Annotated in this window: 17 protein-coding genes; 12 read left to right on the forward strand and 5 right to left on the reverse strand. The window is 46.0% G+C overall.

The features are described from left to right. Positions 1-115 precede the first annotated feature (115 nt). Together QMA13_RS00630 and QMA13_RS00635 are read left to right on the forward strand one after the other, a co-directional pair. On the forward strand, positions 116-454 hold the full coding sequence (locus tag QMA13_RS00630; protein ID WP_282938829.1) for a hypothetical protein: 339 nt from the start codon (positions 116-118) through the stop codon (positions 452-454). After that, on the forward strand, positions 451-669 hold the full coding sequence (locus tag QMA13_RS00635; protein WP_282938830.1) for a hypothetical protein: 219 nt from the start codon (positions 451-453) through the stop codon (positions 667-669). The genes QMA13_RS00630 and QMA13_RS00635 overlap by 4 nt, the downstream gene beginning before the upstream one ends. A 75-nt stretch (positions 670-744) precedes the next feature. Here QMA13_RS00635 and QMA13_RS00640 read toward each other — a convergent pair whose 3' ends face one another. From QMA13_RS00640 to QMA13_RS00660, 5 genes are all read right to left on the reverse strand, one after another. Next, positions 745-1896 (reverse strand): MBOAT family O-acyltransferase, encoded by a 1152-nt coding sequence (locus QMA13_RS00640; protein WP_282938831.1) that lies wholly within the window; start codon positions 1894-1896, stop codon positions 745-747. Positions 1897-2090: 194 nt separating this feature from the next. Then, a complete protein-coding gene (locus QMA13_RS00645; RefSeq protein WP_282943190.1) occupies positions 2091-3059 on the reverse strand; it encodes an SGNH/GDSL hydrolase family protein in 969 nt (322 codons plus the stop codon). A 21-nt stretch (positions 3060-3080) separates the two neighbouring features. Beyond that, entirely contained in the window at positions 3081-4277 is a 1197-nt protein-coding gene (locus QMA13_RS00650) for a hypothetical protein (protein WP_282938832.1), read from the reverse strand. A gap of 6 nt (positions 4278-4283) precedes the next feature. Further along, a complete protein-coding gene (locus QMA13_RS00655; RefSeq protein ID WP_282938833.1) occupies positions 4284-4535 on the reverse strand; it encodes an acyl carrier protein in 252 nt (83 codons plus the stop codon). 216 nt (positions 4536-4751) lie between these two features. Continuing rightward, positions 4752-8018: an FG-GAP repeat domain-containing protein gene (locus QMA13_RS00660; RefSeq protein ID WP_282938834.1), complete on the reverse strand. Its 3267-nt coding sequence runs from the start codon at positions 8016-8018 to the stop codon at positions 4752-4754. Between the two features lie 143 nt (positions 8019-8161). Between QMA13_RS00660 and QMA13_RS00665 the strand changes: the two genes are divergently transcribed. The 10 genes from QMA13_RS00665 (at position 8162) to QMA13_RS00710 (ending at position 21073) form a co-directional block, all read left to right on the forward strand. Continuing rightward, positions 8162-8329, forward strand: coding sequence for a hypothetical protein (locus QMA13_RS00665; RefSeq protein ID WP_282938835.1), 168 nt, complete (start codon positions 8162-8164; stop codon positions 8327-8329). Positions 8330-8514: 185 nt separating this feature from the next. Continuing rightward, positions 8515-11010, forward strand: coding sequence for a U32 family peptidase (locus QMA13_RS00670; protein ID WP_282938836.1), 2496 nt, complete (start codon positions 8515-8517; stop codon positions 11008-11010). Between the two features lie 177 nt (positions 11011-11187). After that, positions 11188-11523 carry a PadR family transcriptional regulator gene (locus tag QMA13_RS00675; RefSeq protein WP_282938837.1) on the forward strand — a complete coding sequence of 112 codons (336 nt, stop codon included), beginning with the start codon at positions 11188-11190 and terminating at the stop codon, positions 11521-11523. After that, a complete protein-coding gene (locus tag QMA13_RS00680) occupies positions 11520-12836 on the forward strand; it encodes an FtsW/RodA/SpoVE family cell cycle protein (protein WP_282938838.1) in 1317 nt (438 codons plus the stop codon). Before QMA13_RS00675 ends, QMA13_RS00680 begins: the two co-directional genes overlap by 4 nt. A 331-nt stretch (positions 12837-13167) precedes the next feature. Next, entirely contained in the window at positions 13168-13932 is a 765-nt protein-coding gene (locus QMA13_RS00685; RefSeq protein ID WP_282938839.1) for a tyrosine-protein phosphatase, read from the forward strand. Positions 13933-14518: 586 nt separating this feature from the next. Next, complete coding sequence (locus tag QMA13_RS00690) at positions 14519-17002, forward strand: S-layer homology domain-containing protein (RefSeq protein WP_282938840.1); 2484 nt, start codon at positions 14519-14521, stop codon at positions 17000-17002. 133 nt (positions 17003-17135) lie between these two features. After that, on the forward strand, positions 17136-17894 hold the full coding sequence (locus QMA13_RS00695) for a YveK family protein (protein WP_282938841.1): 759 nt from the start codon (positions 17136-17138) through the stop codon (positions 17892-17894). Further along, entirely contained in the window at positions 17875-18564 is a 690-nt protein-coding gene (locus QMA13_RS00700) for a CpsD/CapB family tyrosine-protein kinase (protein WP_282938842.1), read from the forward strand. Before QMA13_RS00695 ends, QMA13_RS00700 begins: the two co-directional genes overlap by 20 nt. A 25-nt stretch (positions 18565-18589) precedes the next feature. Continuing rightward, positions 18590-20410 carry a polysaccharide biosynthesis protein gene (locus tag QMA13_RS00705; RefSeq protein WP_282938843.1) on the forward strand — a complete coding sequence of 607 codons (1821 nt, stop codon included), beginning with the start codon at positions 18590-18592 and terminating at the stop codon, positions 20408-20410. Between the two features lie 30 nt (positions 20411-20440). After that, positions 20441-21073 (forward strand): hypothetical protein, encoded by a 633-nt coding sequence (locus QMA13_RS00710; RefSeq protein WP_282938844.1) that lies wholly within the window; start codon positions 20441-20443, stop codon positions 21071-21073. The last annotated feature ends 23 nt before the right edge of the window (positions 21074-21096 follow it).

A 21096-nucleotide genomic window follows, 5' to 3' on the forward strand; every position in this document is an offset into this window, starting at 1 on the left:
CAATAATGAAGGCGCCAAAATCCGGAGGAAAAGAGGTGCATAGAGCAGCCGAGGCAGCGGCGGTGTCGGTCGATCGCGGGATGTCAAAACTTTTTGAAGAGAGGGCGGATCAAATATGTATAGCAAAGATACCCAAATCGTTGAAACGGTTTCTGGCCAATGGCTTCGTTTCCCTAATCACTTTAAAAAGTCCACATGCTTGGTCGAATTGTCCAATCAAATTTCGCTTAATATCGATATCAAGTCGGGCAATGTACACATTCATAAGAAGGACCATAACCAAGTGTACCAGCATATCGGCGATGTATTTATTTCGGCGTCAGGCAATAATCAAATTCATTGTCATGTTTCGCAAACACCAAGCAGTGAGAAAATGGATACTGTATTCTCCGGTCTGCTGCAGACAGGAAATGTTCAAAATGCTGAAACGTTAGAAAAGGAGGAATCAGCTTGAGAATCCGGCTGCAAGATAAGGAAATTCCGGTTACTTTCGTCTCAAGCGACCACAAAATGATTCCGCAGTTAATTTATGCATTGAAAGCAAAAGGGGATGAGAAGCAGGGCGGTTCCTTGGATGTGGATTCTTTGGAACGGATTGAGGTCGTCGGAACGGAAGCGTACTTATATTCCAAAGCGAATCCGGGCAAACGCTACTTGGCCCTGTACTAGAGTAAAAGAAAAGAGTCTGACGTTCCTGTGAGTGAACGAAAGACTCTTTTTAAGTTCGAGGCGAATAGCCTTCATTTAAAAAGGCAGGTGGAACAACCCACGGTAAATTTTCAACACGGTATCGATGTTGCCGCTGTATACGATAACGGAGAGCGTTACAATAGCCTGGGTAAGGGCACAGCGGTAGAGGAAGTAGGCTCGGGATACTTTCTTCTTGTTCACGGTCGATTTGCCCAGTAAAGTCTCTACGGCAATGACAATACCATGATAAAGTCCATAGAAAAAATAGATCCAGCCGAAGCCATGCCACAGACCTATGAGCACCATAATGAGAATCGACAGGGCTGCGCCCATCCACTTTGTTGGGGCTTTTCGCGTAAAGAACATAAAGATATGGTCGCGGAACCAATCGCCGAGAGTTGCATGCCAGTTGCGCCAAAATTGGGTGAGCGTGGGCGATTGAAAGGGCTTCTTGAAGTTTTCCGGTATCGTGTAACCCATGAGCCGACCAAACCCAATAGCAATGTCGGAATACCCCGAAAAGTCGAAGAATAGCATAATATAGAACCAAATCATCAAAAAGATGGATTGGTGTGTGTAAAGCTCCTGGTTCTGCACATGATGGAACACATCTGTCATCCAGGTGACGACAACGAGCTTTTTGAACAAGCCGAGAATAATTCGCTTAATCCCTTCCTCTACCTGACTAGAGTTAACCTGATAAGGCTTCTTGGCATCGGCCATAAAGTCGCGGAACTTCAGGATCGGCCCAGAAGTAAAGGTGGGAACGAACAAAATGTAGTTCACATAGTCAATGACCGAAGCTCGGGCATCCTTGCCGAAAAAGTAAGCGAAATAATGAGCGTCGATGACCTTAAGCACGTTATAGATCAAGGTAAGTGCAATAACGGCATCAAAAAGAGGACTCTCCGTCGACTGCATGCCGAGGAGCCTTATCCCCGAAACAGCACCTACGTTCAGAACGATCAGCAGAATGAACCAGAATAAACGCCACTTTTTCACATGGCACAGCCATAAGAAGCTCATATAGTTCAACAACGTATAGATGATGTAAAAGAGAAAAAGCTTCTTGCTGAACAGCAGCAAGAAACAAAGGTTGAACGCCAGCAGCAGGATTCGCTTGTTATGCGGCCACCAACGGGTGAGGGCCAGGACGATGATCATTCCGATGAGCGCCATGACCGCGTTCATGTTCATAAAAAACATAGGTTTACTCCTTAGAGCTTTCCGATAGGAAAGCTAACTTCGTAAGCACTACAGAGCTTTCCGTAGTAAAACTAACTTCGAAAGCATAGGTTGAGCTTCCTTAAGGAAGCACTCCGTTTAAAATCCCTCGTAGATAAACAAACCTTTTCCGGTAAAATAGATCAGCACCATAATCAGCATTGCCGTATAAACAATCACTTCGATGATTTTGCGAGCGAAAGGAGCCATGCGTCTACCTCCTTCGTAAATACCGGTGCGCCCTCCTGGCGGCTTAAATGAACAAGATCGTGAAAGAGTGATTTGTCGTATTTTTGCAGCAAATCCAGTACAGGGACATTATAGGAAGCTAGTCGTCGATTAACCTCTTCTTGCAATCCAGGCATGTACCTAGGCAGCTCATACCCCTTATTCCACGGCATCCAAATAACACGGACCTTAAGCTGGTGCTCATTGGCGTAAGCCAAAATCCAGTCGAGTGCTTGCAGGTTGTCTTTATAATCGTTCTGTGACATCCAACCGAAGCGCTGGTCGTATTCCGTCCATTTCTTTTTCAGCTCTTCATCGGTTGTTTGTCCGAAATAGAGCTCTTTATCAATCCAACGCGGCTGGTAAGCCAATGGATGATGCTGACTCAGCTTCAACGTTTCTGGAAAAGCGGCGCAGCCTTTGAGACTTGCAGCATCCTGCTTCAGAAGGCCTTGATACATCGCACAAGCGAATTCCGTTCCTGTGTCCCGGAAATAATCACGGTAGGCATACACATAGGGCTGGTACCATGGCTTGAACCACTGGTAGGTAGGGTCGGTGTCCAAGCTATCGATCATCGTGTGGACGTCGATACCGATCACCAGCTCGTCATCAACATGGAAAAGCTGCCGCTCCAAAATTGCTTTCAGATCGGTCAGCTTGCCATAGGAGAGTCCCATTTCTATTAGTTTGGCATTCGACTTCTCCTCGATATAAGCACCGGTAACCGCCGAGTTGCCAAAGAACGTGGGACCATGATCCAGCCACTGATGGTGATATAACGTTTTGGTAAAGTCGTTTTTATAAAATCGACGCGACGTCGCCATCGGATCCCACATGCTGATGAGAAGATCCGACAGAACGAAGACGACGAGCAGCAGCAGCACAAAGCTGTTTTTGCGAAAAAAAGCGCTCAGTTTCATAAGGAACCTACATCTTTACAACGATTTTTGCTGCCAAGTGTGGTACTGCTCACGGAAGGTGGCAGGCCAGTTCGATTCGTCCAGCCCGTATTGAGCCAAGAATGCAAATGCCCAACGTTCAATTCCGAAGCCGACACAGCCGGTAACCGCATTGCGTTTGCCCATTTTAATATTAAATGCTGTACCGAACGTATTGCTGTGGAAGTTGATGGAGCTGCAGGCGATCGACTTGTTCACGTAAGGAACTGTCAAACGAAGCTCATATTTCATTTCCTGATTCCGTTGGAAGGAAGCTTTTGTTTGAAAATCATTAGTGAAAAATGGATCATTAGCGATTTCCAGCATACTATCTACATTCCATTCAACGGCAAGCTCCTTAATGTACTCGATAGAGCGAAGACGGTTTTCTTTGACAAACTCCGGTTTCCCTACGAAAATAATTTCGCGCATGCTGAAGTCGAGCAAACGACCAAAATCGCTATGATTACGAGATTCAAAACGGTGGCATTTGGAGATAGCGGAAACGATAACGCCTTCGCCTTCCAAAGTTTCGTTTTGAAGTCCTTCGTAGCAGTGGTAGCATGTCGATGGATTCATTGTAAACTTCGGCTTCGGCATCGTTGCATTCAGATCCAAAGGACCGTCTTGCTTCCAGCCTCCGGCTTCACGGATCGATTGGGAGAATGTCTCGATAATGTCGAGGTCCTCGCGAAGATGGGTAAGGAAATGGATATGCTCAGGAAACGAGGTAAAGTGGTTCGTTTTATTCAATGTATCCGCATGAATGACCGCAGGGTAGGATTCTTCTTTGACACCTGCAAAGCGGTTAGCCACTTTGGTCACAAAGGAATAGTCGAAAAAGCGCATCAGACTCGAGAACGGCTCACGGAAAATGAACAATCCCGGCTCTAGCACTTTAATGATTTTACGGTCTACAAGCTCGGAAATAATATCGCCCTCATAAGGGGTGTCTACTTTATGTTCGAATAAGATGTTCTCTTTGAAGCCGAAATCACCTTGTGAAAAACGGGTAATCAAGCGGCGTACGTGCGCTTCAATCGCTTCGTTGCCTTTTGTCGATTCGTGGGTGATGTAGATGTTGCTATCATCAATTCGGATTTCGCTGATTTGCTCGTCGATGAAGGCGGCGGCGTATTTCAGTTGTCCGTGTTGGCTTGAAGCCAATCCCTCTAGGGATACGACGCATTCCATAGTTTATTACCTCGCAGTCTTAGTCTGAATGAAATCGGCGATTTCTCGCACTGTATTCATAGAATAAAGCATTAGGTCTTGATTCGTTACTTGGATATTGTAGGTTTTCTCGATATGAGCAATCAGCGCCGTAGCCCCGATAGAATCAACATAGCCGTAATCGAACAAGTGTACGTCAACGGTAAAATCATCATCGTCCGCTTCAATTTCGTAGCGGTTGCGGATATGCTCTTCGAGCTGTTGGAGCAAATCTTGCATAAAAAGTCCCCCTTGGATTCACTTATTTAAGTTTTGTAAGAACATCGGATTTTGGGTTCGTAACGCGAGAAATTCCCGCTATAGCCGGAGCTTTGCGGGAATCTTTCGGTAACGAGAAAGTAGGCGGGTCATTTCTTGAAGCTATCAGTGCAGGATTCTTCCGCATAGCTGGAAGTTATCTGCCTTAATTTAAGTCGATTAAGCCTACTTGTATCATTAGTAACGGATGGTAATCGTTGTCGGCGGGCCAAAATGGGTCACAGTATACGTGCCCTCACCCTCCTTGTGGTCTACTTGGAGCTGGTCACCTTCGATAGTGAGAGGTTTCGAGCTTTGCAGCTGAATTTGCTGCATGCCGTCCGATAGCCACTCCAGCTTCCATTGGCCTTGCTGTTTATCCAGCTTGTAAGGCACATTGGAACGAAGCAGATGCAGTCGGTTCTCATCACTGCTGCCGAACCATACTTTTGTTGCCTGCGGCACACCCAGGTACAGCTTATTGTTAAGCGAATTAAACACGTCGGCATCCGTAGAAACTGGACGGTCCACGTAAGCTTGTCCCCGTTCGATAACGACTCCAAGTGTACCTTTGTATTCCGCTGCTTGAGCAGGCACGTTATTCGTTGAAGGTTTGATCCGAATGGATGGCTCCGTGTGTACTCCAACTATGCGTTTCATATGATCCAGTACTACTTCGATCCATGGACGGTACACCGTAGTTTGCGTCGTTAACGTATTAAGGACCGTTCGAGCCATTTGTGGTTCCTTCATAAAGTTATAGCTATATTGATTGCGAATCTGGTCCAAATATTTAACGAATTCCAGCAACCCACCTGGACCGGCTACGCCATTTGGAAGTTTGTACTCGATATGCTCGAAATAATCGATAGGCAAGTCCATATTAATATACGATTGGAACAAATCCTCGGTTGAATACTGCCCGAGCCGAAGCACAGGTGCCGGAGTGCTTAATAGCATCGGCGGATTCGATGGCTCGGACGATCCTTGATCCGTCATCAGGAATGGGAAGCCCCAATTGTACTGAACGCCAAGCCGAGGCTCGTTCGGAATATTAGATGGACGGAAACCGAAATTGTACCAAATCCCGGCGCCGCGCTCGTTGTTCAACGTTTGCGTGCGGTCAGGGTTATTGATCCGCCAAGTGTGTTGGTTCGTTCCCGGCATGTTCCACGGAATGTCTAATGTCTTGAACGACTTTTGCTGTAGAGCAATCTCTTCCTTCTCCTGCTGGTCGCTCGTAAAATTATGGACAAACGTATGCGGGAACAATTCAAGGTAATGATCTTTATTGTATTGTATAAAGGCTTTCAGCTGCTCTGCATAAGGGAACTTCGGATCGTCGACGGTAATCGGCATACCGAATTCCAATTGGCCGACGATCAGATCGTCTTTGCCGTCGTGATTCAAATCGTACCATAGCGGTACGGAGTTGTGACCGCCAACGAGAGCATGATTGCCGAGTTGGTTCACTGTAGCGCCTTCTACTACACCGGAAGGCTTCCACGTTCCATCAGCCTGCTGCAAGTAGATGCGCAGGTCGCCTTCGAGATTGCCGACCACGAGGTCGGGCCGACCGTCGCCGTTCATGTCACGGATCGACGGCGCGGCGAATCGAGCGGGCAGCTTGAACAGCAAGCTGCCGGCGTCAAAGGCAATGGGCTCCCCGGCTGTGCCGGAGCCCGAGCCAGCGCCTGCGGCGCCGCCGCGGCCCGCTGTGCGGTGGCCGCGATAGAGCGTCACACCGCCATCCGCATCCCCGACCACGAGGTCGGGAACGCCGTCGGCGGTGACGTCACCCAGAGCCGGAGCCACTGGCGCCGCGGCTCGGATGGGCTTGCCGCCCGCCAATAGCGGGGCGGGCTCCGTGAACGTGCCGCCGGCTTCGCCATAGGCGACCGCGAGCGTGCCGTCGGCCAGCCCGAGAATCAGGTCGGGCTGGCCGTCGCAGGTGAGGTCGTACGCCGCGACGCTGGCGTACGCATCGGTCTTGAGCGGCTGACCGTTCTTCAGCCGCAGCGGCTCGCGCTTGCCGAAGGCATCGGGCGCGGTCATGCCGTCGGGCAGCATTTGCCCGGCGTAGGCGTCCGGCTTCAGCCCGGTGTTCGTGTAAGCGGAGATGGTGCCATCGGCTGAGCCGACGATCAGGTCCAGCTTGCCGTCTCCGTTCAAGTCCGCTATCGCAGGATAAGCTCTAAAAGCTTTATCGATCGGATCGCCAAGCGAACGATAGTCCGGATACAGCGCGAGCTGAATCGGCATACCTTCACTTATGACGCGAGTGCCGCTCGAATAAAACGAGTTCGGCGTTTCCCCGATGAAGGCGGGCTTGTCGTTCGTTCCCGTATTCAAGTGGACGGCCAGCGATTCCTGCCAGCGTCCCCAATGGAAGGAGGAACGAACGAGTGTAAAGGACGGCACTTGATTATACTTTTTCAACAGCTCCGCCCATTGAATGCCTTCTCCGTCCCGAATCGCTTCTATAGCTTCGAAGTGATTTTGATGAGACATAGCTGGTCGGCCGTAAGGTCCGAGCACTTTTTTGACGCTGTAGCCAAGCGTTTCTTTGGAAACGAAGGATACGTATTCGCTCCGGAACAGCGCGCTCCCTGCGCTAAAGGTGAAATGAAAGTAAGGCTCAAGCGGGAGCTGTCCGCGATCGTAATATAGCGCGCCCGCGGTCGGCTTCTTGGCTTGATTCGTTTCTTCCGCGAGCTTGGTGAATCCAAGGCTCGGGTCCATGCCGCTGCTCATGTCATAACCAGTAATGTAGAAGCGATTCGGCAGAAGAGCGCTGCTGAAAAACACAGTTCCTTTGCCATATCGATTCAAGGCGTACAGCGCCTTATCATTTAACGATACCATGGGTTCTGCGGTTGAAGGGATCAAACCCTTCCCCCAAGAGAATTTTTGCAGATCGGTTAATCCGTCATGATTAATATAGTTGTCCATGAACTGCCTGAACAACTGCTGCATCGACTGCAAATTCAGCTCGACATCAGGATAAGTGAATGCCTCTGCTGCAGGCGATGCCGTTTTTGCCGTACTGACGGCAAGGGCTTTGGGCGGCGAAAGCTCTACGAGCTCCTTCGCGCCGATAAAGGCCAACGGAAAATCCGCGGCCAATCCATTTTCAAGGAACAAATGCCCCCCCTGCGATACATAGCTTTGAAGCAGCTCACGCTGCTTGTCTGTCATCGCTTCATGAAGGGAAGGATCCAAATAGACGGCTTCGTAGTTTTTCAATTGCTTAAGAGAAAGCTTATCCAAACTGCGCCGTTCCAATTGCAAATTGGCGACTAACGACTGTTTAAACTGACCGTAGGCTGCCGAGTCGAAGCTGTCGCCGTTCGATACATAGAGCATGCGAACGGACAGTTCCTTGTCGGAGACGGCCAACCACGCTGCGAGGATGAGCAGAATACCGATAACGGCGCCTGCAATCCGGGCTTTTGTTAACTTCATGAAATCCCTCAATTACTTCTGGGTTGGACTACCTTGCAATTATAGCATGGATGGCGGTCTTTGTTAACTTTTGTCGGCAGGCCCGATATCGTGTCTTAAAGGCTGTTACACGAAGCTTCAAGAGCGTTTCAATTGACTTTACGATGCTGTTATTAGTCCATCACCCACCGCTTCTGATTGTTATGATTCCAATACAAAGCCTGTTCAGTTTGTCTGTTGTTTGGTTGATGAAACGCTCTGTAGTATGGACCGAGATTGTTGTTGTCGTTATAGGTATTCTGGTATTTACAGCAGGTTGGCTTGTAAAATAGTTGTTATTTTGATAGTCGAACGGTTTAGTTATGACATCATGGGAGACACTGGTTAAAAAATAGAATGCTATTTTCCTCTGCCATTTGCTGGTTTTGTTAGCTTTATAGCCTCCATTTCTGGTACACTATATAGTTGAAGCGATAAAATGAACAAGCGGAATAGCATTCGGAGGAATGAATATAATATGAAGTTGAAAAAATCAGATGTTGAGCTGTTGGCGCCTGCAGGAGATTGGGATTGTTTACGTGCGGCTGTCGCCAATGGGGCGGACGCAGTGTTTTTCGGTGTGGAGAAATTTAATGCTCGCGCAAGAGCGAACAATTTTGTTACGGATGAATTGCCGGACATTATGTCTTTTCTGCACTTGTACGGGGTTAAAGGTTTTTTGACATTCAATATTCTCGTTTTTGAGGATGAGCTTGACGATGCTAGAAAGCTGATCGAAGCTTGTGTCGATGCAGGTGTTGATGCGGTTATCGTACAGGATTTGGGCTTGGTCAAAATGATCCGCGATATTTCGCCGGATTTTCCGATTCACGGGTCTACACAAATGACGATAACCTCGCCGGAGGCAGTTGAATTTACCAAACCTTTTGATATAGAACGGGTCGTGCTGGGTCGCGAAAATAACCTGAAGCAAATAAAACAAATCGGTGACCAAGCCAAACTTCCAATGGAAGTTTTTGTCCATGGGGCATTGTGCGTGTCTTATTCCGGTCAATGCTTGACCTCGGAGATGTGGGGAGGCCGATCGGCGAACCGTGGAGAATGCGCGCAGGCCTGTCGTTTGCCGTACGATTTGATGGTGGACGGAGAGCAAAAGCCGATGGGCGATATTGCCTATCTTTTGTCACCTAAGGATCTGGCGGCACTGGAGCTCGTACCTGAATTAATCGAAGCGGGAGTTACCTCCTTCAAAATTGAAGGCCGGTTAAAAAGCCCTGAATATGTAGCGAACGTAGTAAGCAAATACCGAAAGGCTATCGACCGTTATTTTGAAGACGGGAACGCCAAGCCGACGAAGGAAGAGCTGCGTGAGCTTGAACAGAGCTTCTCGCGCGGCTTCACCTACGGCTTCCTTAAAGGAACGAACAACAAGAAGCTGGTTGAGGGAACTTATCCGAAGAGCCGCGGGGTATATTTGGGGCGTGTAAAACAAATATTGCGCGATGGTGTTGTTTGCGAACTGGAAGCTCCGGTTAAACGCGGCGACGGTATTTGTTTCGATGCTGGGGATCCTACGAAAAAAGAAGAGGGCGGGCGAGTCTATGATATCCGCCGTAAAGGTATAAAGGTAGAAGGCGAAGCGCCAGGCGGGTTGATTGAGATTATCCCAGGTCGTAACGATGTGAACCTGAACCGTCTGCATGTAGGGGATCGGATTTGGAAAACGAATGATCCGCATCTGGACAAGCGGCTTCGTCAGTCCTTTGAGACGGATAAGCCTTACCGTACTTTTCCTGTATCTATCAAAGTAAAGGGTACGCTTGGAGGATTATTGCAGAGCGAATGGACTGATGAGTTAACGGGCTATACCGTGTCTATTGATTCCGAGCTGCCACTCGTACAGGCGGAGAAACGCCCGATGGATGCAGCGCTGTTCGAAGATCAATTCGGCCGGCTGGGTGGAACGATCTTCGAGCTTGGTCAGCTTGATGTGCAGCTGGATGGAGCTCTGATCGTACCGATGCGTGAGCTGAACGGCATGCGCCGCCGCGCTGTGGAACAATTGGAATCGCTGCGTCAGAACCCGCGTCAGTATATTAAGCGTCCAGTTGAAGTGCTGTCAGATGCTCCGTCTAAACAGGAGGCTCCAACGGCGCCGCGCCTAACTGCATTGTGCCGTAATCTTGAACAGGTACGAGCTGCATTGCGGACCAATGTGGATATGGTATATGCAGACTTTGAATTTATTAAACAATTCCCAGCTGCGGTAGAGGCGGCACGGGCTGCAGGGAAACGCATTGCGCTTGCTACTCCGCGGATTCATATGCCGGGAGAAACCGGCTATTTCAAAAACATCACCAACTTACAACCTGACGCTGTTCTGGTGCGCAATACAGGTGCTGTTTACTATTATATGAAGCAGCGCATGGAGCATCCGAATGAGCGCCATCCGGAGCTAATCGGAGACTTTTCCTTAAACATTGCCAATCATAAGACGGCTGCATTGTTCTTGGAAGCGGGTTTAAGCCGAGTGACGCCGTCATACGATTTGAACATTCAGCAAATGGTTGACTTGCTGCAGGTAGCCGACACATCCAAGATGGAGGTTGTAATCCATCAGCATATGCCTATGTTCCATACAGAGCACTGTGTTTACTGTACATTCCTGAGCGAAGGAACCGACTATACCAACTGCGGTCGCCCTTGTGAGGATCACAGTGTATCGCTGCAGGACCGTGTGGGCATGTCCCATCCGGTTCGCGTGGATGAAGGCTGCCGGAATACGGTATACAATGCGATTGAACAATCCGGTGCGGAATATGTACGTAATTTCATGGATCTTGGCGTGTCTACCTTCCGAGTGGAGTTTTTGGAGGAGACACCAGAGAAAGTGCTCGAAGTTATTGATCTGTATCAGCGTTCTCTGCAAGGTACCATCAGCGGAACGCAGGTTTGGAAGACGCTCAAAGCGACGAACCAGCTCGGCGTAACCCGTGGACAACTGGTGAAATAATTTTTATGTAATAGCAGTCGGTATTTTAAGGTGAATTCCTTATATACCGGCTGTTTTTTTGTTGAATTGAATATGCCGCCTATCTTTGATATTATATACCTAGATTTACTATGCATAGATAAACTAAGTATTAACTGACAAACAAATTAAGAGAGAACTGGAGGTGCCATTTTTACCATGAGTAATGTCAACAAAGAATTACTGAAGGGAAGTACGGGAACATTAATCCTCACTTTGCTGGAAAGACAGGATCGGTACGGTTATGAATTAATCAAGGAGCTGGAGCGCAGCTCGGACGGAACCTTTTTACTGAAAGAAGGGACGCTGTATCCCATTCTTCATGGAATGGAGGCAGAGCGGTGGGTGGACGCCTATTGGCATGAAGCCGAAGGACGCAAAAGAAAATATTACAAAATAACCGATAGCGGGAGGAAGCAGCTGAAAGAAAAAAAACAGGAATGGCGGTTTTTCCGCAATGCGGTTGATCGTGTGCTTGGGGAGGGACAAGGATGATCAAAAAGGACAACCATCCACTCATCGACGATTATTTGGCTTCGGTCGTTCGACAGGTCAAAGCAAGAGAGCTGCACAAAGACATACGGCAGGAAATAGCGGATCATCTGGAAGAGCTGGTTAGCTTGAAGCTTGAGGAAGGCAGCAGCGAAGAGGACGCGGCCCGCTGGGCAGTGAGTCAGATGGGGGAACCATCGGCTGTAGGGGCGGAGTTGAATAAGGTACATAAACCTCGCATTCCTTGGGGTCTTATTGGCTGGGTGACGGTATTGCTTCTTATTTCATTCGTTGCTATGTATGCGGTTGAATTGAGCTATGCGGGGAAGCATAGAGCTGGTTCCGAGATTCCTTTTTTATTGAAAAAGCTGGAGTTCACTGCTATAGGACTTGTTGCTATGATCGCACTCCTGTTCTTTGATTATCGACGGATGCTGCATTATTCATGGTTTATCTACGCAGGCACAGTACTGATTTCGATAGGTACCGCTGTATTCGGTAGACAGGTTAACGGGATGAAAGCCTATATTTCGCTCGGTCCTATCCAACTGGATTGGATGACGACCAGTGTGTATTTATTTATTATTGCGGCCGCTGGCCTATTGCACAATAGGGATCTGAGCCCGCGCTCCACATGGAAGCAGCACTTGCTTCTGTTGGGCATACCAACACTTCTGTACATGCTTGGCCCGTCGTTATCCTCTATTTTGTTGTATGTTGTTTCCTATCTGATAGTGCTTTACTCTGCGACGAAACGTTTGCGCGATATTTTACTTCCGGTAGGAATGCTTGTAGCTTTTTTTGTAACACTAGTCGGCTTATCGGGGAATGCTGTGAGACGCCTCTCCGCTTTTTGGGGCCCTTATGCAGACCCTGATGGTGCTGGGTATATGTACATCCAAATGAATCAAGCTATTCGTTCCGCAGGCTGGTGGGGACATGGTTTGGGAGCAGTGAATACCAGGCTTCCTGAAATCCATACGGATCATCTGTTTACCTATCTGGTATACAGCTTGGGCTGGCTTGGAGGTACGGTGGTTGTGGTATGCGCTGTTTTGTTTGCTGTTCAAATGCTCCATGTCATAGGCAATGTACGAGAACGCTACGGCAAAACACTTATCAGTGGCCTAGGAAGTATGATTGCTATACAGTTTATTTGGAATCTCGGGATGTCGACGGGTGTGCTTCCTATATTAGGGGGTATTTCTCTCCCGTTTCTTAGCTACGGAGGAAGCCATTTGCTGGCAGAGATGGCAGCGATGGGGATTATGTTCAGTGTATATCGGCGTAAGGATATGATTCGATCGCGTATATGAAGCTCTAAGATTACAGCCTATCAGATAGAGTTAACGGGAATTAATACGAATACCCATGGTTTTCTTATAAGTGCAACTGTTCAATAATTTGCATATACAATTAACTACTGTTTCTGCCGATAACAATACATGATGAAGGAAACAAAAGATACAAGAAGCCTAGTCTACTACTTTTGACAAATGGAGCTATGTGGGTGTGTACTGGAGGTGTCCATTATACAATCCCATTTGGCTCCTTTTGTTTAGGAAAATCTTTTCTGTATGCAATTCTTTCAATATATGAAGCAACTAGCAGCATGAACTACTATGAAAAGAAAGGAAGGAATAGCACGTGATCGACATTCATACACACATAATTCCTGGTATAGATGATGGAGCACAGGATATGGAAGAGACAGTGCAAATGGCGCAAGCTGCTGTGGAGGAGGGGATACATACACTGATTGCTACTCCGCATCATGCCAATGGTAAATATGATAATCCTTGGACGCAGGTGGAACATGCCGTTCATGAAGTGAACGAAGTATTGAGAGGGCGGGGAATTCCGCTGACTGTGGTGCCTGGACAGGAAATTCGGGTTTACAACAACTTATTGGAGGATCTTCATAGCCATATGGCTGGCACTCTACATTCTAGTAAATACATATTAATTGAGTTTCCTACTAGAGAAATCCCCAAGAAAACAGAAGCATTGTTTCATGAGCTGCGAGTTATGGGTTTGGTACCCGTCATAGCTCATCCAGAAAGAAACATGGAATTGGCATCCGACCCCTCGAAGCTGCAACATCTGATTCAGCAGGGTGCTCTCGCTCAAATAACCAGTCACTCTATCAACGGATTATTTGGTAAAAAAATACAAAAACTATCATTCGAATTATGCGAGCATCGTATGGTACATTTTGTTGCATCTGATGCCCATAATATAGAAAATAGGGCATTCGGGTTGCGTCAGGCGTACTCCATGCTGGCCCAGAAATTCGGAGATGATCTGGTCCATGGCTATAAAGAAAATGCCGTAAAACTTATAAGTCATGAGGACATTAATGTCTCTCAGCCAGCATGGAAGACGAAGACGTGGTGGAAGTTTTGGGGCTAGTAGACTATATTTTGATTAAGCGTGTAAAGCAAAAATGCACCGCAGTGAGGAAAGGGATAATGGGAGTATCATTACAACCAGATTACCCATACGCAGCGGTGCATTTTTATTTTTATAGTTATAGCTGATGTCGTAGCTCAAGGACGTTCTACTTCTAATGGATTATTAGACAACCAGGTCCAAAACCTGTCCCTAGATATGTGTAGTCATCATTTGGTTTAAAAATAGGTCTTTTGGACTAATAGCGGAGTTTTCAACGTTAAATGAGAGCTCGGGTTCGGAGCTCTAAAAAGCAGAATCAGGTTAGTATTTAGTGAGAATATAGAAGATCCTTTGCTCGAAGGCAAAACCTAATGAAAGGTTTTAATAGTAATTTAGAACTAATAATCAAAAAGACGGAAATCATTGACAATTTGAATGAGTCAATGGTACTATTAACTGGGTTAATTTTCTATAAGTGTTTGAACTTCTCAGCACATGGGGATCTACGGATCATCCTATTTTTTGATTTTTCTGGAAAAGGCCCAACTAATCCTTAACGTATTAACGTACATACATAACTTATGATCTTGGGGTGATGAAAGGAATGAAAATGAAGAAGAAGTTAGTCGTTTCCACTATGGCTGCGAGCTTGGTGTTTAGTTCGTTGGCAGGCCTTCCAATGAGTACACAAGGCTTGTTGGAGAAGATCGGTGTTAGTACAGCCCAGGCTGCTGCGCCTACAGGTGTGAAAACCATTACGGATGAATTGAATAAAATTTACAGCTACTTGTGGACAGATGAGGAGAAAGCTCCGATTAGTCAAGCAAGGGCTGAACTCAATGCTTTGGGGAATAATGACTCTAATCTTGCTCTAGTAAGCGAAGTTACTTCTAGAGTAAACAAGAAAATTAGTGAATCTGATGATTCGGGTCAGTTTGATCAGTTATCCGAAAAAAATATCTTGAAGCTGTTCAGTTCGCTTGGCTTGTTCTTTAATGCCGAAGGAATAACGGACGAAAAGGGCGACGGTACCGGCCTGCAAGATGCGCTGGTCCGTAAAGAGCTCCGACCGATCCTTAAGCAGCTTGCTATTCTAGGCGGCGTTAACCCGAAGGATTTGACTATCGATGATGCGGTTGCATTCGCTACAGCAACAGAGGCGGCTTTGAAAGGGCAGATTGCTAATTTAAGCTTTGAACAGTTGGCTATGCTTGCAGCTAAAGAAAAAGATATGAAAGATATCATTAAAGCTGCAGCAAGCAATGTGATGGATAACAAAACCCTTAAATTCAGTAAAGTGCTCAGTAATATTGGTATTACAGTAGAGGATGTCACAGCGGTGACGAATAAAATCGTTGGAGCGGTGGATAAGGATCGTGCAGCCACGACGAATATCGCCATTGCTCTGCTTCGTTCAGAAGCAAATACTACATTTGCTAGAACATCGGATTACAGCGAGAACTCATTGAAACAGAAATACCAGTTCACAATCCTAGGGAAAGCGCTGCCGAACATTCTTAAATGGACGTCTTCTAATGCCAGAATCTCAGCATCGTATGAGGAGGGCAAAGTTGCTCTCAGCATGAACGTGTCCGGTTTGGAAACAACGGTTCTTGAAGGGAAATTAAATTTACCAGGTACTCATCTTGACGGTTTGGTCTTAGTCAGAAAAGAAGTTTCGTTGTCTTTCACACCTACATCTAGCGGTAGCGGAAGCAAAGGTGGCGGAGGCGGAGGTGGGGGCGCCATCAGCCCAAGCACTGGAGGCTCCGTAGGACAAGCCGTAGCAGATGCTCAAAAGTCTTTGGAGGATTTGAAAAAACAACTGAAGGATGCAACAGGTGACAAAAAACAGCAGCTCCTGGATCAAGCTAAAGCACAAGTCGCGGAGACAATTGCTAAAATCACCAACGTGGATCTCTCGACAGCAATTACGGTATCCGGAGATAAGGCGGTTGCAAAACTCGATGTAGCAGCACTTGTTCAACAAATCAAAGATATTGCAGATGAAAGCAAAAAACTCTTTGCTTCTTTAAAAGAACTGGATCCTAACGCGACTCCATCGAAGCTGGAATTGAACCTTAATCTTGGCGCTATTACGGCCAAATCTCTGGAAGTTCCTCTTTCCAAGGAGTTGTTCAATACAGCCAAGGAGAATGGAATTGACAAGCTTGCTTTGAGCATGAATGGTCTTGCTCTTGCAATGACTCCTGGGACTTTTAATGCGGATACAACATTAACAGTTGGCAAAAAGGAAACGTCTGCAGCTACGAGTGTAACTCAGCTCCCGTTAGCATCTGGTGTCTTCGAATTTGAATTCACATCGAATGGCTCGAAGGTGACTACCTTCTCGAATCCGGTTGAGCTTCGTCTATCGATTGAAGATTCATCTAGATTGGATACAGAGAAGCTAGTGCTTGCCAAGATCGTTGACGGCAAACTGGAGTTCTACGGCGGTAAATATAACGCTAAGGACAAACAGCTGCGTGCAGTCAGAAACTCCTTCTCTACTTATACAGTCGTTGAAAATAACGTTGTATTTAATGATACGGCTTCTGTAAAAGCTTGGGCAGGACGTCAGATTGAAGTTGCAGCAGCAAAAGGTATTTTGGAAGGCCGGGGCGATAAAGAGTTCGTACCTAACGGTACCGTAACCCGTGCGGAATTCGCCAAAATGATCGTCAAGACTTTTGGTCTTGAGGATGCCTCAGCTAAGGCGAGCTTCACAGATGTGAACGATTCGGATTGGTTTAAGCCGTATGTGGCAGCTGCTGTTAAGAGCGGTCTGGTTAACGGAAGAGAAGAAGGCAAGTTTGATCCTAACGGTAAAATCACCCGTGCAGAAATGGCGACTATTGCAGCGAGAGCATTGCAAGCTGTAAATGGAGTTAAGGTTACTGCAGACGTTGATAGCGCATTGAAAAACTTCGATGATGCAAAAGCAATTCACGATTCTTTAAAAGCGGGTGTAGCACTTTCTGTAGGACAAGGGATTGTTGTGGGGGAAGAAGGCAACAAATTCAACCCGAATGCCGACTCTACTCGTGCACAAGCAGCTGTTGTTATTTATCGATTGTTAAATAAATAAACTTTTAAATATTGTAAACCTCCTCTTCATTGCGGGGAGGTTTACAGTTTCTTTTTCTTGCTTTTGCAAAAAATGCCGATTCAACAAGAGATTTGTTGCTTAATGGCTGTTTTTCGATGAATGGAGGTCAATAATGGAGCTGGATCTTAAGGATTATATAAAGATCATCATGAAGAGGATCTGGATAATCATTACCATTGTGCTGCTGTGCACGGTTTCAACAGGGATTGTAAGTTATTTTTTTATACAACCGGTCTATGAAGCTTCAACCAAGCTCATAGTGAACAAATCCAATGAAAGACCAGGCTTGGATCAGGTAGACATCAACTCGATCAATCTGAATATTCGATTAATCGATACGTATAAAGAAGTTATCAAGACACCACGAATTATGGATAAAGTGGTGAAGGATTACCCGGAGTTTAATCTAACTTCCGAGCAACTGATCAAGAAGGTGAAGGTCAGCTCGGTTAACAATACCCAAGTCATGACCTTGGTCGTTCAAGACCTGTCATATGACAAGGCAGCTAATATAGTGAATGCAGTGTCCAAGGTGTTCCAGAAAGAAATCCCGTCCATTATGAAAGTGGATAATGTATCCTTGTTGAACGAAGCTACGCCTATCGACAAACCGATTCCGGTTAAACCCAATCCGGGCCTTAATATAGCGATTGGCTTCGTCGTATCTTTAATGGCTGCAATCGGATTAGTATTCCTGCTTGAATATTTTGACGATTCTATCAAAACAGAAGATGATGTCAAACAATTCCTCGAGCTGCCCACTTTGGCTATGATTGCCCGTATTGAAGAAGAGGATCTAATTAACCATAGCTCTACCAAATCCCAATCACGACAGGCAGGTGAAGCGACTCGTGTTACCGTCAACCAATAATCGGCCTGTCATTACGCATGATAATCCCAAGTCGCCCATTTCGGAGGCTTACCGAACGTTGAGGACGAATATTCAGTTCTCGGCCATTGATGAAGAGATCAGGACCATCATGGTCACTTCAGCAGGTCCGGGAGAGGGTAAATCGACGACCATTACGAATTTGGCTGTCGCCTATGCTCAATCGGATATGAAGGTTGTTCTTATCGATGCCGACCTGCGTAAGCCTACTATGCACCATACTTTTAACTTAACGAATCGGGCGGGTTTAACCAATGCACTTTCATCCAAAGGCATTCTCCATGAAGTTATAAGAGAAACGAAGATTCCTAACTTATCTGTAATTACATCAGGTCCTATTCCTCCTAATCCTTCAGAGATGTTAGCTTCAAAAAGAATGGGAGTACTGTTGGATGAGCTCAAGGAACAGTTCGATATGATATTAATCGACACTCCGCCGGCATTAGCCGTGACGGATGCGCAGATCGTAGCATCCAGATGCGACGGCGTTGTTTTGGTTATTGATTCGGGCAAGGTGAAGCGTGAGATTGCGATGAAAGCAAAAGCGAATCTGGATTATGTGAAAGCAAGGATATTAGGCGTAGTACTTAACAATATGAACCGCAAAAGCTCTGAAGCTTATTATTACTATTACTACGGAACCAAAGAATAAGAGAGAACAATAACGGGGGATGGACATGGGCCAGGGACGACGAATATCGGCGATGATTTTAATTGATATATTTATCATATGGATGAGTATTTTGTCTTCATACTATATTCGTTATGGTGTATACGTTCCCCAAGAATTATTAGTTCAGGCAATGTTGTATGGGGTAGTCTCGACGATCCTTTGTACATATATGATGAGCTATTTCAAGCTTTACAATAGAGTTTGGCAGTATGCTAGCGTGGGTGAATTGGTAACGATATTCAAAGCAGTTACAATGGGGAGTTTAATCTCTTATATTGCGGTTTATGCTATAACATTCGAACAAATTACTTTAGCTATTGTACTGCGGAATTATGAGACCATGCTACTGCTTGTCGGTGGGTCCCGATTTACATGGCGGTTGGTAAGAGATCAATTATACAAGCCGGTAACTCACTACAAGAAAGCACTTATTATAGGAGCAGGGGATTGTGGAGTGCTTATCGCCAAGGAAATGACTAGTACCCCTGAAGCCAAGCTGTATCCGGTAGCGTTTATTGATGATGATGTAAATAAACATAACCAACGTATTCTCAACCTTCCGGTAGTCGGGTCCAGAGGGAATATCGTTAATGCAGTTGAGCAATTACATATTGATGAAATTATTATTGCCATTCCATCTCTTACAAGAAAAGCAACGTCAGAAATCATTGAACTATGCAAAGAAACTAAAGCGAAAATCAAGATCATTCCTAAGATTAATGCACTCATTGATGGATCTATAACAGTTAAGGAAATCCGGGATGTAGAAGTCGAGGATCTGCTAGGCAGAGATCCTATTAACGTTGATTTGGAAGGCATTGCGAATTATGTGGAAAATAAAACGATCTTAGTAACCGGCGCAGGAGGCTCTATAGGGTCTGAATTGTGCAGGCAGATAGCCCCGTTTCTACCTAAACAGTTGTTGCTGCTAGGTCATGGAGAGAACAGTATTTACTTAATTGAGATGGAAATGAAAAGGATTTTTCCTAATCTTCATATAGAATCGATCATTGCCGATATTCAGGATCGCGAACGGATTAATGAGGTTTTTGCTAAATTCCAACCTGAAGTCGTATTTCATGCAGCAGCCCACAAACATGTACCGTTAATGGAACGCAATCCTGCGGAAGCGATCAAAAATAATGTGTTCGGCACGAGGAACGTAGCTGAAGCGGCGGATCGCTACAGCTGTGAGCGATTCGTTTTAATTTCATCGGATAAAGCGGTGAATCCAACCAGCATTATGGGGACGACCAAAAGAATCGCAGAAATGATCATACAATCTCTTGATAAAACAAGCCGGACCAAATTTGTTGCCGTAAGATTCGGTAATGTACTCGGCAGCAGAGGTAGTGTGATTCCCCGATTTAAAGAACAGATTGCCATGGGGGGACCGGTCACCGTCACCCATCCGGAGATGATTCGTTATTTTATGACTATTCCGGAAGCGGTACAGTTGGTTATTCAAGCAGGGGCTTTTGCGCAAGGCAGTGAGATTTTCATACTCGATATGGGGACCCCTGTTCGTATCGTTCAGTTGGCGGAAGACTTAATTCGTTTCTCGGGATTCGAGCCTTATGATGAGATAGAAATACTATTTACAGGCGTTCGCCCGGGCGAGAAGCTGTATGAAGAATTGCTCACGAATGAAGAGGGCCTGAGCTCAACCAAGCATAACCGGATCTTTATCGGCAAGCCTGTTGCAATTAATCAAGTTCAACTAGAGTCAGAAATTAAAGAACTTGAGAAAGTATTATTTGCAGACCGGACGATGTTGACAGATGAATTAAAGCATATTGTTCCTACATTCTTGAATGTTTCCTAAGCAGCCAGATTAAAGAACAGGGTGGGGATTATGATGAGAAAAGCACTGGTTATCGTTATTTTTCTTGTTGTCACTCTCGGTGTTGGGGGTTATATAGCTTCCAACTATGCTGTGAACTATGTGTTAAGAAGCATCGCTACTTCACCATCGGCAGTTGAAAAGGATGCTTCCAGCGATCCGCTGCCCGAACCCCAAGAAACCAAAAGCAAGGTAGGCACTTCCTCAGCATCCAGCAAAACAACGGGTGCAGAAGGACCGTCTAAGGATGAAAAGACTGAAAATTCAAACAAAGATGCCGGCCCGAATAAACAGGAACAAACGATCCGGGCCTCGGCAAAGCCGGATGCGGAAGAGATGGATCCCGGACAAAAGCTGAAATATAGCGCTGAAGTTTCGCCTGAGAAAGCGAAAAATGTTGAACAATCGGTTACCACCAAGGAAAAGACTCAGGTGATGACTGTGCTCATAAGTAAGCTAAGCGCTAGTGAGCTACAGCTTTTCATCAAAATGGCCACTAATGGATTATCTGTTGAAGAGAAAAAGGAAGCAAAGAAAATTATTCTGAAGAAGTTAACCGAAGAGGAATATGATCAATTGATTTCCATTGCGGCCAAATATGGATTGAGTCAAGGGAAGAGTTATAAGGATTCGTTAGAGGAATGAATGAAAAATAAGAGGGGTAATAA

The organism is Paenibacillus sp. RC67 (assembly GCF_030020805.1).
Lineage (GTDB): Bacteria > Bacillota > Bacilli > Paenibacillales > NBRC-103111 > Paenibacillus_S.

What these genes read in the sequence shown, in the direction of transcription:
- QMA13_RS00630 (WP_282938829.1), top strand. Translation starts at nt 116, where the DNA reads ATGTATAGCAAAGATACCCAAATCGTTGAAACGGTTTCTGGCCAATGG.
- QMA13_RS00640 (WP_282938831.1), bottom strand. Translation starts at nt 1,896, where the DNA reads ATGTTTTTTATGAACATGAACGCGGTCATGGCGCTCATCGGAATGATC.
- QMA13_RS00650 (WP_282938832.1), bottom strand. Translation starts at nt 4,277, where the DNA reads ATGGAATGCGTCGTATCCCTAGAGGGATTGGCTTCAAGCCAACACGGA.
- QMA13_RS00655 (WP_282938833.1), bottom strand. Translation starts at nt 4,535, where the DNA reads ATGCAAGATTTGCTCCAACAGCTCGAAGAGCATATCCGCAACCGCTAC.
- QMA13_RS00660 (WP_282938834.1), bottom strand. Translation starts at nt 8,018, where the DNA reads ATGAAGTTAACAAAAGCCCGGATTGCAGGCGCCGTTATCGGTATTCTG.
- QMA13_RS00665 (WP_282938835.1), top strand. Translation starts at nt 8,162, where the DNA reads ATGCTGTTATTAGTCCATCACCCACCGCTTCTGATTGTTATGATTCCA.
- QMA13_RS00670 (WP_282938836.1), top strand. Translation starts at nt 8,515, where the DNA reads ATGAAGTTGAAAAAATCAGATGTTGAGCTGTTGGCGCCTGCAGGAGAT.
- QMA13_RS00675 (WP_282938837.1), top strand. Translation starts at nt 11,188, where the DNA reads ATGAGTAATGTCAACAAAGAATTACTGAAGGGAAGTACGGGAACATTA.
- QMA13_RS00680 (WP_282938838.1), top strand. Translation starts at nt 11,520, where the DNA reads ATGATCAAAAAGGACAACCATCCACTCATCGACGATTATTTGGCTTCG.
- QMA13_RS00690 (WP_282938840.1), top strand. Translation starts at nt 14,519, where the DNA reads ATGAAAATGAAGAAGAAGTTAGTCGTTTCCACTATGGCTGCGAGCTTG.
- QMA13_RS00695 (WP_282938841.1), top strand. Translation starts at nt 17,136, where the DNA reads ATGGAGCTGGATCTTAAGGATTATATAAAGATCATCATGAAGAGGATC.
- QMA13_RS00705 (WP_282938843.1), top strand. Translation starts at nt 18,590, where the DNA reads ATGGGCCAGGGACGACGAATATCGGCGATGATTTTAATTGATATATTT.
- QMA13_RS00710 (WP_282938844.1), top strand. Translation starts at nt 20,441, where the DNA reads ATGATGAGAAAAGCACTGGTTATCGTTATTTTTCTTGTTGTCACTCTC.